The following is a 12,104-nucleotide window of genomic DNA, read 5'->3' as shown; positions in this document are numbered from 1 at the left end:
TTTTAAACGGACGATTCTCGCTTACCCTCTGCGAATGTCTGCTTTTGCCTGCGCCAGACATTTCTTTTCAGGCTGCGCCGCGTTCGCGCTGACGCTCTGGCTGACGCCAGTATCCGCTGCGGATGAGCCGGTCGATGTCGAGTTGGTGCTGGCCGTCGATGTTTCGCTGTCGATGTCGCCGGACGAACTCGAGATCCAGCGTCACGGCTACGCCGCAGCGCTGACGCATGACAATGTGCTGCAGGCCATTGCCGACGGCGCCCATGGCAAGATCGCGGTCACCTATGTCGAATGGGCCGGCACCAACTGGCAGCGCGTCATCGTGCCGTGGACGGTGATTGCCAGCCGCAGCGATGCGGAGCGAGTGGTTGCGCAATTGTCCGCCCAGCCTCCCAACAGTGCGCGACGAACCTCGATCTCCGGCGCGCTCGAATTCGGCAACGACCTGTTCGCCGAAAGCGGCTACCAGGGGACGAAGCGGGTCATCGATATTTCGGGCGACGGCCCCAACAACCAGGGCGCGCCTGTCAACCTCACTCGCGACGAGCTGATCAAGCAAGGCATCGTCATCAACGGCCTGCCGCTGATGACCCGAGGCGGCTTCACCGGCGCCTATGACGTCAACAATCTCGATCGCTACTACAGCGACTGCGTCATCGGCGGCCCCGGAGCCTTCATGATCCCGGTCAACGACTGGACGCAGTTTCCCGAAGCCATCCGCCGCAAGCTGGTGCTGGAACTTGCCGGTCCGGCCTCGCCGCAATGGGCAGCGGAAGAAGCCGCGCATCCGCCGGTGGTATCGGCGCGGGCTGAACCCGCCACCGACTGCCTGGTCGGCGAGAAAATGTGGCGCAACCGCAGCTGGATGTTCGACAGCCGCTAGCTTGCCACTCCGGCAGACGCATTGGCAAAATACCCGGGCCGCGCTATCAGCCGGAGGGGACCCGCGGTCGAAACGGAGGAAACATCAGATGAAACGTCTAGCCATCCTGACTGCTGTCGCGTCCCTGCTTTTTGCCGACGGCGCCAGCGCCCAATACAACGATGAACCCGCCTGCATAATGTTCGAGCACTCGAATTTTCGCGGGCGGTCCATTGGTATGGAGCCTGACGATTCCGTAAACTTTCGCGGCGGCCAGTTCTGGAACGACCGTGTTTCGTCGGTGATCGTTCGCCGCGGCTGCACGCTCGTTGCCTATGAGGATTCCCGGATGGAGGGCCGTTCGATCGAAATCAGACGCAGGATCCGCGATTTCGGCGGTAGCGAGTGGAACGACCGCATCTCGTCGGCGGAGTGCTATTGCGACGGCTACTGAAGGTTATTTGGATTTAAGGCAGCCCGCTCCGTTTCGGGGATGGGCCGCCCGATAGTGTTGACTATACAGCCGCCGGCTCGCCGGTTGCCTCACCAAGCTGTTCATTGACAAGCCGATTGGCGTCTGTGAGACAATTTCCTCAGCGAAAACAAAAGGGGAACTGACATGACTAGGATCGCCGTTATTGCCGCAACATTGACGCTTGCCACCGGTCTGTCCGCACCGGCGATGGCAGCCACCTCGGTTACCATCGGCATCAGCGGCTGGACCGGCTTCGCGCCGCTGACGCTTGCCAAGCAGGCAGGCATTTTTGAGAAGCACGGTCTGGATGTGACCTTGAAGAAAGTGCCGCAGGCGAGCAGGCCGCTTGCCATCGCCAGCGGCGACCTGCAATGCGCCGCTACCACGGTCGAGACCTGGCTGGTGTGGAACGCCAGCGGGGTTACTACCAAGCAGATATTCCAGCTCGACAAATCCTATGGCGCCGACGGTATCGTTGCCCGCAACGACATCAAGACCGTCGCCGACCTGAAGGGCAAGACTGTCGCGTCCTCGGCCCCGGGCACGTCACCCTATTTCATGCTTGCCTGGGTGCTGAACAAGAACGGCATGTCGACCAAGGATGTGACCGTCGTCAACCTGGAGCCGGACGCGGCGGCGCAAGCCTTCCTCGCCGGGCAGAACGATGCGGCGGTGACCTATGAGCCGTTTATTTCTGCGGTGCGCGACAAGTCCGACCAGGGCCACATCCTGGCAACCACGCTCGACTACCCGATGGTGCTCGACACGGTTGGCTGTACGCCCGAATTCCTCAAGGCCAATCCGGATGCGGCCAAGGCGCTCGCCGATAGCTATTTCGACGCGCTCGACCTGATCAAGAAAGATCCGCAGAAATCCTACGAGACCATGGGCGCCGATGTGAAGCAGTCGGCCAAGGAGTTCGAGGATTCGGCGAAATACCTGAAATGGGCCGACAGGGCGGAGAACAAGCAGTTCTTCACCAAGGAATTCCAGGATTTTTCCAAGACCGCCGGCGAACTGCTGCTGCAGATGGGGCTGATCAAGGAAGCGCCCGACGTCACCACACTGGCCGACACCAGCGCGTTGTCGAAGTGAAGGTGCTGCCTTTGACCGCAATGCGGCGGCGCTTGGCGCCGCCGCCTTCTCCTGGACAAGTGACGATTTGACGATGGGGACGATTTGACGATGCGCCCCTTGCATCCGGTCTCGCCGGGCACCCGAACCGTGCTCGGCATTTCCTTCTTCGTGCTGTTCGTGATCTTCTGGGCGTGGATCACGCTTGGCGGCCACGTCAACCGCATCTTCCTTGCCGATCCGCTATCGATGCTGCGGGATGGCTGGCGGCTGCTGGTCGAGGATCGTTTCTGGCTCGACATACTGATCACGATCTGGCGGGTTTTCGGCGGCTTCCTGCTAGCGTCGGTTGTCGCGGTGCCGCTCGGCATCGCGATGGGCGCCTGGAAGCCGGTGGAAGCGTTTTTGGAGCCGTTCGTCTCCTTCGCACGCTACTTGCCGGCCTCGGCCTTCATTCCGCTGCTTATCCTGTGGGCCGGCATTGGCGAGCTGGAAAAATTGCTCGTCATCTTCGTCGGCTCGGTGTTCCAGATCGTCCTGATCATCGCGGTCAAGGTCGGCAGCACGAGACGCGACCTCGTCGAGGCGGCCTATACGCTCGGATCCACCAACGACGGCATCGTCAGACGGGTGATCATGCCGGCCAATGCGCCCGAGATCGCCGAGACCTTGCGCCTGGTGCTCGGTTGGGCCTGGACCTATGTCATCGTCGCCGAGCTTATCGGCTCGTCCTCCGGCATCGGCTACATGATCATCAACAGCCAGTCGCGGCTGGCAACGGGGCAGATCATCTTCGGCATCATCGTCATCGGGCTGATCGGGCTGTTGTCCGACTTCGCCTTCAAGGCATTCAACCGCTGGCTCTTTCCGTGGAGCCTGGCGTGAGCAAGCTTCTCATCGAAGGGGTCTCGCGCACTTTTGCTGGCGTGAGCGGCGGAGAGCCGGTCAAGGCATTGATGCCGATCGACGTGGCGGTCGCCGCCAACGACTTCATCACCATCCTCGGGCCATCCGGATGCGGGAAGTCGACATTGCTGCGGATCGTCGCCGGGCTCGAAGCACCGAGCGAGGGCCGCGTGCTGCTCGACGGCAAGGTGGTGACCCGGCCCGGGCCGGATCGCGGCATGGTCTTCCAATCCTACACGCTGTTTCCCTGGCTGACGGTTGCCGAAAACATCGCCTTCGGCCTGCGCGAACGCGGCATGCCTGAGAGGGAGCGGGACGGGATCGTCGCCTCCTATGTCGACCTTGTCGGCCTGAAGGGGTTCGAGAACCATTGGCCGAAGCAGCTCTCCGGCGGCATGCAGCAGCGCACGGCGATTGCACGGGCGCTGGCCAACGATCCCGAAATCCTCTTGCTGGATGAGCCGTTCGGCGCGCTCGACAACCAGACCCGCGGGCTGATGCAGGAGCTGCTGCTCGGCATCTGGGAACGCCGCAAGAAGACGGTGCTGTTCGTCACTCACGACATCGAGGAGGCGATCTTCATGGCCTCGCGGGTGATCGTGATGACGGCGCGGCCTGGCCGCATCAAGTCGGATGTCGCCATCGACCTGCCGCATCCGCGCCATTACACGCTGAAGACCAGCCTGGAATTCTCGGCGCTGAAGGCACGGCTGACGGAGGATATTCGGATCGAGGCGATGCGCACGGCGCAGGTGTAGTTCGCCTGGCTCACATTGGATCGCGATCGGATAAGATGCTCGGCTCGCTCAACAGGCGTTTCAGGCGTGAAAGGTCACGCGTCGAGGCATCCAGAGCCGCCATGAACGCAGCCCACTTCTTCGCGTCGAGGCGAAAGCTGCGCCGGTCGGCCAGTTTTTCGGATCGCGTCGTTCTCTTACTCACGTGACACCTGATCAGGCCGCCAGCAACTGCTTGCGGTCGACGCGCTCCTGCTGCGGCGAGCGGGCGTAGAGTTCGCGGTAGCATTTGGAGAAATGCGAGGCCGAGACGAAGCCGCAGGCGACCGCCACCTCGACCACCGGCAGCGACGACTGGATCAACAGGTGTCGAGCGCGGTCGAGCCGGATTTCGAGATAATAGCGGGCAGGGGATCGGCCCATCTCGGTGCGGAACAGCCGTTCGATCTGTCGGCGCGACAGGTCGACATGGTCGGCGATCTCTATCAGCGACAGCGGCTCGGAAAGATTACCCTCCATCAACTCGATGATGGTCAGCACTTTCGAGTTCTGGACGCCGAGGCGGGCGCGCAGCGGCAGACGCTGGCGGTCGGTAGGGCTGCGCACGCGATCGGTCAGCACCTGCTCGCAGACGCGGTTGACGAGGTTCTCGTCAAAGTCGTCGCCGATAAGTTTCAGCATCATGTCGAGCGCCGCGGTGCCGCCGGCGCAGGTGTAGACGTTCTGGTCGATTTCGAACAGGTCGGCAAAGACATTGGCCTTCGGGAACGCCTCGGAAAAGCCCGGCAGGTTCTCCCAATGGATGGCGCAGCGCTTGTTGGACAACAGGCCGGCTGCCGCGAGGATATGCGCGCCGGTGCACAGACCGCCGACGGCGACGCCGCGATTGTACTCCTCGCGTAGCCAGGCAAAGGCTGACTTGTTCTGATAGCGCTCGACATCGATGCCGCTGCAGACGATGGCCATGTTCGGCCGGTCGGGGCCCGCCATCTTCTTGCGCTCTTCCTCCAGCGAGGTGTTGACAGCGCATTCGACCCCGTTCGAGGCACGCACCGGCTTGCCATCAATGCTGGCCAGGCGCCAGCGGTAGGCTTCGTAGCCGAGCATGCGATTGGCGGAGCGTAGGGGATCGAGCGCGGTCGCAAAAGCGATCATGGTGAAATCGGGAACAAGGAAGAATACAAACGATCGCTTGATCGGATGCTTTACGGCGTTCAAGTGAACCTCACTCATCCATGGCGCGAACAGGATGTCGCGAATAGCATAGCGACATCAGGAAAAACCATGTCTGTCAATTGGCTACGCCGCCCGGAAAAGATTAAATTTGCGACATGGGTCGCAAATGGGCAATCTGCGTGCAGCGAGCCCCGGAAGTGGCACCCGCTGTTCAAAGGACAGGCAGCGTGCGTCCACCGGCAGAACAAAAACGCCGCTCTGGCTGGAGCCAGGCGGCGTTACAGTTCTAAAGCAGCGGCAGGGATGCGCTGCCTCTTAATCTTCAGGCGACGAAGCCCAGGCGCGCCGCATTCATGGCGCCGGTCTGGCCGGGCATGGTGTTGGCGAGGCGCTGGCGCTCGAGAGCGGTGGTCAGGTTCATTTCGCGGCGGGCGAAGAGGCGTGCAAAAAGCTTCATAATCATCTCCATTTGTTGCTCAGACGGGTCGCCTTCGCTTGATGGAGTGGGGCAGCTCGTTTGCTGGCGGTGATATAGGCTCGTGTAAGCAGAAACTAAATCGCAAAAGCGAAGCGCTTGATATGAAAAGCGACATCCAATGCGACAAATTTGGGCAAAGTGCCCGAAATTTATGATTGTTTACAACGAATTAATTGGAAACAGGAGCTGCTATGCGGCTTTCTCATATGCGTCATGCGCGAGCCACATGGCTCCGAAACTCATTTGAACACAAATAAAATAGGGAAGGCCTGCCGGGCTGGTTCGCGCGGCAGGCCTTCAGCAAATGCTACACACGATCTACTTTGCTCCAGCCCAGGATCCGGCGCCATGGCGTGCATTGGTCTTGGCGTCGGAGGCTTCAGGCCAGCCGATATCCTTCTGCAGTTCGATCGGCAGGGAGCGGATAGCGCGTTCGGTCTGGTAGCGGGCGCGGGCCGCGCTGAATTCGGCCGCGATACGACCGATGGACGACAGAATAGACATTATGTTCTCCTTTGGCATCTGGCGCAGCCAGACTGCGCGTTGGCAAATCGGGTTCGTTTCAACTTCATTCGCGTCGAAGGCAGGTCCTGGTTCGCAGGTCATTTCATGGTGCCGATGGCAGCGACCTGCTTCGATGGAGTTGACTATCCTCCCGTTCTGATGTTCAATCAAACGAAATGGAATGATGTTTTGTATCAGAAAAATTGAAGGTCGGTCCCCATGAACGCCCCGCTCAATCATCCACTGCCGTTGCTCGATCTTGACGTTTTGCGCACTTTCGTGGCGATTGCCGAGACCGGCAGTTTCACCACCGCCGCCAATGCCGTCTTCCGCACGCCGTCGGCCGTCTCCATGCAGATCAAGAAGCTGGAGGACATCCTTGGCCGCTCGATGTTCGCGCGCGACGCCCGCTCGGTGTCGTTGACCACGGATGGCGAAATGCTGCTCGGCTATGCCCGCCGGCTGCTGTCGATCAACCGCGAGGTGGTGTCGAAGTTCATCATTCCCGAGATTGTCGGCGTGGTGCGGCTTGGTTCGCCGGATGATTACGGCGAGCGCGTGCTGCCGCATGTGCTGAAGCGTTTTGCGCAGTCGCATCCGTCGATCGCCGTCGACGTCACCATCGACCAGAGCAGCAATCTGCGCCGGCGCATGGACGACCGGGCGCTCGACATCACACTGCTGACCAATTCCTACAAGACCAGCGCGCTCGGCGCCGAGGTGCTGCTGACCGAGCCTATCGTCTGGGCCGGCGCCAAGGGCGGCTGCGCGCATCTGCGCGAGCCGTTGCCGGTATCGCTGTGGGAAGAGGGATGCGCCTGGCGGGCGGGAGCGCTCGATGCGCTTGGCCGCGAGGGCCGCAATTACCGCATTGCCTATATGAGCGCGCACACGGCCGGCCAGCGTGCCGCGATCATGTCCGATCTCGCCGTGGCGCCGCTGCCAAAGTCGTTTCTCGGCAACGACATGGTCGAGCTTTGCCCGAAGGACGGCATGCCCGACATCGGCACCTACAATCTGGCGATGGTGGTGGCGCCGGACGCCAGCGCGCCGGTCAAGGCAGTCGCCGACCACATCCGCGCGACCTTCGAAGTGTTCCGGGAAACCGGCAAGTTCTGATCCGCCAATAGGTTCGAACTGAAAGCAGAAGCACTACTCCGCCGCCGCGGCGGAGGGCGCTTCGAGGCCGGTTCTCATGTCTTGCCCGATCGGCAAGCGGTCCTCACTGAGAAATGCGACGATGTGCTGGCGGGCGCGGCGTGATTCCGGCATGTCGATCAACGGCCAGACGTGGAACATGCCTTCCTCGTAGACGACATCGACTTCGACGCCGGCGGCACGCGCCTTTTGCGCGAAGATCAGATTGTCAGGCGTCAACAAATCGCGTGAGCCGGTCAACAGCAGCGTTTTCGGCAGCACCGACAGATCGCCATAGAGCGGGCTGATGTGCCAGTCTGACGGATCTATTCCTGCACTATAAAGGCGGATTGCCTCCCGCCCGCCCGCAATGCCCAGCCATGGGTCGTCGCGTTCGGCCTCGAACACTTCGGGGTTAGCAAGCGACACGTCGAGGCCGGGTGAAATCAGCACATGGCGCGACGGCACCGGCAGGCGCTGTTCTGCGGCCATCATGGTCAGCACCACAGCCATGTTGCCGCCGGCGGAATCGCCCATGAAGACGATGTCTTCGGCCTCCGTCTCGTCGAGCACCTGGCGGTAGACGTCGCCGACCATGCCGAACATGGCGTGGAAATCGTGTTCGGGGGCGATGGGGTAGATCGGCACGGTGATGCCGTAGCCCAGCCGGTCGGCCATGTCGGCGATCAGGTGCCAATGATAGGGCGTGATTTCAAAGACATAGGCGCCACCGTGTAGATACAGTATCCGCTTGCGCTCGCCGGCCCTGGGGGCGATTTCATAGACGGGGAAGCCATCGATCGTATGCATCTCGACGTTAAGACGCTGACGCAGCGAGACAGGAGGCTGGTGATCCTCGGTCTTGCGCGCGGCGGCGATCCAGCGCTGCAGGTTCTCCGGGCTGGAAAACGCCTTCTTGCGGCTGTGCCTGAGCACGAAGGACACGACGTGGCTTTTCAGACTTGGCATGCTGATACACGAACTTCGGCCAAAGCCGACTAAGAGAACCCCTCTATTTCTGAAGATTGTGCCGTCGCTGAAAATGTCAAGATTTGTGTGTCTACACGGTGGTGTGATCCGCGCGCGGAGGTCAGCGATGCGGCAAAAGCGCGGCACGCAGCCGGTTGCTTGTGATTGTCGGGGCCATGCGAGGTCCGCGGCGGACGCCGAGCAATTTACATTTGTCGGCGAAGGTCATCAGCGCGATGTAGCCAGAAGCAGCGAGGCAAGCGCGGCTTGAGGATCGTTCGGCGGCGATGCTGGCCAACCAATATCCTTCTGGACATGAGCCGGCAGGCTATTCAGCGCGCGGATCGCCTTGTTGCTGGCGTGGGTCTGCCTGATGGTCACACCGAAGCGACCGAGATTTCCAAACATCGACATTTTCATCTCCCTTGACGAGCGGGGCCGAGGACTATCTTCGGCCGCCTTTCGATGCTCGGGTAAATGCACCTGCCATGTATCAGACGGATTTCGCTAAAACGGCGGTTTGGTTTCCAAGTCGTCGCGATTTGGAAACATTTGCATGCAAATGAAATTATACCGAAGTCAGTGCTCCGGCGCCAACGCGCGTGAAAAAACGAGGCGTCCGATGACTCGAATAATTTCCTCTTGCGCCCTTACTGCTCCCGACCACGCCGCCGCCCCTCGTGGCCTTCGCGCGAACGCCGGCGCGGGGCGGCATCGCCGGCAACGCCATCCTCGCTGACCGTCTTGCGCGGCGGCAGTTTCACCGCCGCCGATAGTTTCGGGAATGGATCGACCTTGTTGGGCAGCGCCATGGCGTAGACGAAATGCTCCTGGAATTTCGGTTCGAGCGCCGTCTCGATCTTCTCGATCTTGCTGACCGTGTCCTCGATCTCGCGGCGATAGCCCCGATTGAGCAGCGCCATGCGGGCGCCGGCACCGGCGGCGTTGCCGACCGCTGAAACCTTGTCGAGGTCGCAATCCGGGATCAGACCCAACACCATGGCGTATTTCGGATCGATGAAGGAACCGAAGGCACCGGCGAAGTGGATGCGGTCGACATGCTCGGTGTTCTGCTTTTCCATCAACAGCTTGGTGCCGGCATAAAGCGCTGCCTTGGCGAGCTGAATGGCGCGCACGTCGGTCTGGGTGATGGTGATCTTCGGCCCATCTTCCTTCAATGCGGAGCCTTCCTTCAGCACGTAGGAGAAGGTGCGGCCGTTGGCGACGACGCGCGGCGAGCGGGCCGCAAGCCCCCCATCGATGACGCCGTCTTCCGAGATGATGCCGGCGAGATACATCTCGGCTACCACCTCGATGATGCCGGAGCCGCAGATGCCGGTGACGCCGGTTGCCTGGACGCTGTCGACGAAGCCCGGCTCGTCGGACCACAGGTCCGAGCCGATGACGCGGTATTTTGGTTCCAGAGTGTCGGGATCGATGCGTACGCGCTCGATTGCGCCGGGCGCGGCTCGCTGGCCGCCGGAGATCTCAGCACCTTCGAAGGCTGGGCCCGTGGGTGAGGAGGCCGCGACGACGCGCGTGCGGTTGCCAAGCACGATCTCGGCATTGGTGCCGACGTCGACGATCAGCATCATCTCGTCCTGGCGATGCGGACCTTCCGACAGCGTCACCGCCGCCGCGTCGGCGCCGACATGGCCGGCGATGCAAGGCAGCATATAGAGCCGGGCGCCCGGATTGAGCTTCAGGCCGATGTCCGATGACTTGATGTGCACCGCGCCCGAAACGGCGAGCGCGAAGGGCGCGCCGCCAAGCTCGGTCGGATCAATGCCAAGGAACAGATGGTGCATGATCGGATTGCCGACGAAGACGGAATCCAGGATGTCGTTGCGCTGGACGTTGCCTTCGGCGCAGACCTTGTCGACAAGACTGGAGATCGCCTCGCGCACGGCGACCGTCATGCCTTCACGGCCGTCCGGGTTCATCATCACATAGGAGACGCGGCTCATCAGATCCTCGCCGAAGCGGATCTGCGGGTTTGAGGTGCCGGACGAAGCGGCGACGCGGCCCGACAGCAGCGACACCAGATGCATGGCGATGGTCGTCGAGCCGATGTCGCAGGCGAGCCCATAGGCCTCGTTCTTAAGACCGGGCCAAAGTGCCACGACACGCGCGGTCTCGCTGTCGGCATCCTTGTAGATCGCGGCGGTGGCGGTCCAATTGCCCTTGCGCAGGATGCCTTGCACCTGCGGCAGCAGATAAAAATCGAAATCGAGGCTTTTCAGGCCCCAGTCGTGCATCAGCGCGATCTTCAGGCGGTCGAGGTCGCCAAGCGGCTTATGCATGTCGGGTTCTTCGATCTCGACATAGCACATGCGGATCGCTGAATCGCGGGCGATCACCCTGGTGTCGGCATCCTTGCGGATCGTCTGCGCGTTGATGACTGTGTCCTGCGGCACGTCGATGACGAGGTCGCCGAGGATTTGCGCCGAGCAGGAGAGGCGGCGCCGTTCGGGCAGGCCACGGACGCGTTCATAGCGCTCTTCCTTGGCGCCCTTGGGCGTGATGTGATCGTTGGAGGAGGTGATCTTGTGCTTGGCGAAATTGCCTTCCTGCACCTCGATCTGGCAGCGCCCGCAGGTGGCACGTCCACCGCACACACTTTCGACGTAGACGCCGAGCTGGCGCGCGGCATCGAGCACCGGCGTCCCGACAGGAAACCGCCCGCGCTTGCCCGACGGCATGAACAGCACGAGCGGATCGGTGATGTTTGCAGGTGAGTTCACGATTGCGCGCTTATCCTCGACCCATCCGAGCTTCACGGCCGCCACGGCGGCGGCCGCCATTGTTGGCGCCTTCACCTGGCGCGTTGACTTGCGTCGGCGCGGCAACTGCCTGGCCGCCCTCGGCCGGCTTGTAGTCCTTGTAGGTCCTGATCCAGTTAGTGCAGTTCTCGTCGGTGCCGTTCAGCACATTGGCGCCGCGCACGGCTTCCATTTCCTGCGGACGCACCGGGTTCATGATGGCTGATGTCATGCCGGCGCCGATCACCATGGGAATGAAGGCGGCGTTGATGCCGTGGCGATGCGGCAGGCCGAACGAGATGTTGGACAGGCCGCAGGTGGTGTTGACCTTGAGCTCCTCGCGAAGACGGCGCAGCAGCGCGAACACCTGACGGCCGGCATCGCCCAGCGCGCCGATCGGCATGACCAGAGGATCGACGACGACGTCATGGGCGGGAATGCCGAAATCGGCGCAGCGCTGCACGATCTTCTTGGCAACGGCGAACCGCACATCCGGATCCATCGAAATGCCGGTCTCGTCGTTGGAGATGGCGACGACGGGCACATTGTATTTCTTGACCAGCGGCAGGATGGCTTCGAGCTTTTCTTCCTCGCCGGTGACGGAGTTGACCAGCGGCCGGCCCTTGGCGACCTTGAGCGCAGCTTCGATCGCGGCGGACACCGAGCTGTCGATCGACAGCGGCAAGTCGACCAGTCCCTGGACGATTTCCAGCGTCTGCACCAAGAGGCCGGGTTCGGTCTCGTTCGGGTTGACCGAGGTTACGCCGGCATTGACGTCGAGCATGGTGGCGCCACAGGCTGCCTGCTCGAGCGCATCCCTGATGACGGTCTCGAAATTGCCCACGATCATCTCGGCCGCCAGCTTTTTGCGGCCGGTCGGATTGATGCGTTCACCAATCACGCAGAACGGCTGGTCGAAGCCGATGATGATTTCTCGTGTCGCCGAGGCGACGATGGTACGGGTCATGAATTCTCTCCGCCATGATATAAAGATTTCTTTATATCGTTGTCTGTTTTCGTTCAA

14 protein-coding genes are annotated in these 12,104 nt (G+C 61.6%); 6 read left to right on the top strand and 8 right to left on the bottom strand.

Annotated elements, in window-relative coordinates; translation table 11 throughout:
- Positions 1 to 34: 34 nt before the first annotated feature.
- The 5 genes from NKJ89_RS12890 (at position 35) to NKJ89_RS12870 (ending at position 4,075) form a co-directional block, all read left to right on the top strand.
- Complete coding sequence (locus tag NKJ89_RS12890) at positions 35 to 883, top strand: DUF1194 domain-containing protein (RefSeq protein ID WP_352602837.1); 849 nt, start codon at positions 35 to 37, stop codon at positions 881 to 883.
- 88 nt (positions 884 to 971) lie between these two features.
- Positions 972 to 1,316 carry a peptidase inhibitor family I36 protein gene (locus tag NKJ89_RS12885; RefSeq protein WP_352602835.1) on the top strand — a complete coding sequence of 115 codons (345 nt, stop codon included), beginning with the start codon at positions 972 to 974 and terminating at the stop codon, positions 1,314 to 1,316.
- A gap of 165 nt (positions 1,317 to 1,481) precedes the next feature.
- Positions 1,482 to 2,432 carry an ABC transporter substrate-binding protein gene (locus NKJ89_RS12880; protein ID WP_352602833.1) on the top strand — a complete coding sequence of 317 codons (951 nt, stop codon included), beginning with the start codon at positions 1,482 to 1,484 and terminating at the stop codon, positions 2,430 to 2,432.
- Between the two features lie 90 nt (positions 2,433 to 2,522).
- A complete protein-coding gene (locus NKJ89_RS12875) occupies positions 2,523 to 3,296 on the top strand; it encodes an ABC transporter permease (RefSeq protein WP_352602832.1) in 774 nt (257 codons plus the stop codon).
- Positions 3,293 to 4,075, top strand: a complete 783-nt coding sequence (locus tag NKJ89_RS12870) for an ABC transporter ATP-binding protein (RefSeq protein WP_352602830.1) — start codon at positions 3,293 to 3,295, stop codon at positions 4,073 to 4,075. The genes NKJ89_RS12875 and NKJ89_RS12870 overlap by 4 nt, the downstream gene beginning before the upstream one ends.
- Before the next feature lie 10 nt (positions 4,076 to 4,085).
- Here the strand turns inward: NKJ89_RS12870 and NKJ89_RS12865 are convergent, their stop codons facing one another.
- The 4 genes from NKJ89_RS12865 to NKJ89_RS12850 form a co-directional block, all read right to left on the bottom strand.
- Entirely contained in the window at positions 4,086 to 4,343 is a 258-nt protein-coding gene (locus NKJ89_RS12865) for a type II toxin -antitoxin system TacA 1-like antitoxin (protein WP_352602828.1), read from the bottom strand.
- Positions 4,271 to 5,287 carry a GlxA family transcriptional regulator gene (locus tag NKJ89_RS12860; RefSeq protein WP_352602826.1) on the bottom strand — a complete coding sequence of 339 codons (1,017 nt, stop codon included), beginning with the start codon at positions 5,285 to 5,287 and terminating at the stop codon, positions 4,271 to 4,273. Before NKJ89_RS12860 ends, NKJ89_RS12865 begins: the two co-directional genes overlap by 73 nt.
- Before the next feature lie 265 nt (positions 5,288 to 5,552).
- On the bottom strand, positions 5,553 to 5,687 hold the full coding sequence (locus tag NKJ89_RS12855) for a hypothetical protein (RefSeq protein ID WP_013531161.1): 135 nt from the start codon (positions 5,685 to 5,687) through the stop codon (positions 5,553 to 5,555).
- Between the two features lie 339 nt (positions 5,688 to 6,026).
- Complete coding sequence (locus NKJ89_RS12850; protein WP_023757759.1) at positions 6,027 to 6,212, bottom strand: hypothetical protein; 186 nt, start codon at positions 6,210 to 6,212, stop codon at positions 6,027 to 6,029.
- A 219-nt stretch (positions 6,213 to 6,431) separates the two neighbouring features.
- Here NKJ89_RS12850 and NKJ89_RS12845 point away from each other — a divergent pair, with 219 nt between their 5' ends.
- A complete protein-coding gene (locus NKJ89_RS12845; RefSeq protein ID WP_023757757.1) occupies positions 6,432 to 7,331 on the top strand; it encodes a LysR substrate-binding domain-containing protein in 900 nt (299 codons plus the stop codon).
- A gap of 33 nt (positions 7,332 to 7,364) precedes the next feature.
- Here the strand turns inward: NKJ89_RS12845 and NKJ89_RS12840 are convergent, their stop codons facing one another.
- The 4 genes from NKJ89_RS12840 to NKJ89_RS12825 all read right to left on the bottom strand — a co-directional run bounded on the left by NKJ89_RS12840 (position 7,365) and on the right by NKJ89_RS12825 (position 12,047).
- The gene (locus NKJ89_RS12840) at positions 7,365 to 8,318 is read right to left on the bottom strand and encodes an alpha/beta hydrolase (RefSeq protein WP_023757756.1); all 954 of its coding nucleotides are present in this window, start codon (positions 8,316 to 8,318) and stop codon (positions 7,365 to 7,367) included.
- 228 nt (positions 8,319 to 8,546) lie between these two features.
- Positions 8,547 to 8,732, bottom strand: a complete 186-nt coding sequence (locus NKJ89_RS12835) for a hypothetical protein (RefSeq protein WP_023757754.1) — start codon at positions 8,730 to 8,732, stop codon at positions 8,547 to 8,549.
- A gap of 236 nt (positions 8,733 to 8,968) precedes the next feature.
- Positions 8,969 to 11,122, bottom strand: coding sequence for an ASKHA domain-containing protein (locus NKJ89_RS12830; protein ID WP_352602824.1), 2,154 nt, complete (start codon positions 11,120 to 11,122; stop codon positions 8,969 to 8,971).
- Positions 11,073 to 12,047, bottom strand: a complete 975-nt coding sequence (locus NKJ89_RS12825) for a methyltetrahydrofolate cobalamin methyltransferase (protein WP_352602822.1) — start codon at positions 12,045 to 12,047, stop codon at positions 11,073 to 11,075. The genes NKJ89_RS12830 and NKJ89_RS12825 overlap by 50 nt, the downstream gene beginning before the upstream one ends.
- Between the last annotated feature and the right edge of the window lie 57 nt (positions 12,048 to 12,104).

The organism is Mesorhizobium sp. M0047 (assembly GCF_040323315.1).
Taxonomy (GTDB): domain Bacteria; phylum Pseudomonadota; class Alphaproteobacteria; order Rhizobiales; family Rhizobiaceae; genus Mesorhizobium.
This window is presented reverse-complemented; position numbering and strand designations above follow the sequence as displayed.

What these genes read in the sequence shown, in the direction of transcription:
- NKJ89_RS12830 (WP_352602824.1), bottom strand. Translation starts at nt 11,122, where the DNA reads ATGGCGGCCGCCGCCGTGGCGGCCGTGAAGCTCGGATGGGTCGAGGAT.
- NKJ89_RS12850 (WP_023757759.1), bottom strand. Translation starts at nt 6,212, where the DNA reads ATGTCTATTCTGTCGTCCATCGGTCGTATCGCGGCCGAATTCAGCGCG.
- NKJ89_RS12875 (WP_352602832.1), top strand. Translation starts at nt 2,523, where the DNA reads ATGCGCCCCTTGCATCCGGTCTCGCCGGGCACCCGAACCGTGCTCGGC.
- NKJ89_RS12840 (WP_023757756.1), bottom strand. Translation starts at nt 8,318, where the DNA reads ATGCCAAGTCTGAAAAGCCACGTCGTGTCCTTCGTGCTCAGGCACAGC.
- NKJ89_RS12890 (WP_352602837.1), top strand. Translation starts at nt 35, where the DNA reads ATGTCTGCTTTTGCCTGCGCCAGACATTTCTTTTCAGGCTGCGCCGCG.
- NKJ89_RS12845 (WP_023757757.1), top strand. Translation starts at nt 6,432, where the DNA reads ATGAACGCCCCGCTCAATCATCCACTGCCGTTGCTCGATCTTGACGTT.
- NKJ89_RS12835 (WP_023757754.1), bottom strand. Translation starts at nt 8,732, where the DNA reads ATGTCGATGTTTGGAAATCTCGGTCGCTTCGGTGTGACCATCAGGCAG.
- NKJ89_RS12855 (WP_013531161.1), bottom strand. Translation starts at nt 5,687, where the DNA reads ATGAAGCTTTTTGCACGCCTCTTCGCCCGCCGCGAAATGAACCTGACC.
- NKJ89_RS12825 (WP_352602822.1), bottom strand. Translation starts at nt 12,047, where the DNA reads ATGACCCGTACCATCGTCGCCTCGGCGACACGAGAAATCATCATCGGC.
- NKJ89_RS12865 (WP_352602828.1), bottom strand. Translation starts at nt 4,343, where the DNA reads ATGCTACCGCGAACTCTACGCCCGCTCGCCGCAGCAGGAGCGCGTCGA.
- NKJ89_RS12860 (WP_352602826.1), bottom strand. Translation starts at nt 5,287, where the DNA reads ATGAGTGAGGTTCACTTGAACGCCGTAAAGCATCCGATCAAGCGATCG.
- NKJ89_RS12885 (WP_352602835.1), top strand. Translation starts at nt 972, where the DNA reads ATGAAACGTCTAGCCATCCTGACTGCTGTCGCGTCCCTGCTTTTTGCC.
- NKJ89_RS12880 (WP_352602833.1), top strand. Translation starts at nt 1,482, where the DNA reads ATGACTAGGATCGCCGTTATTGCCGCAACATTGACGCTTGCCACCGGT.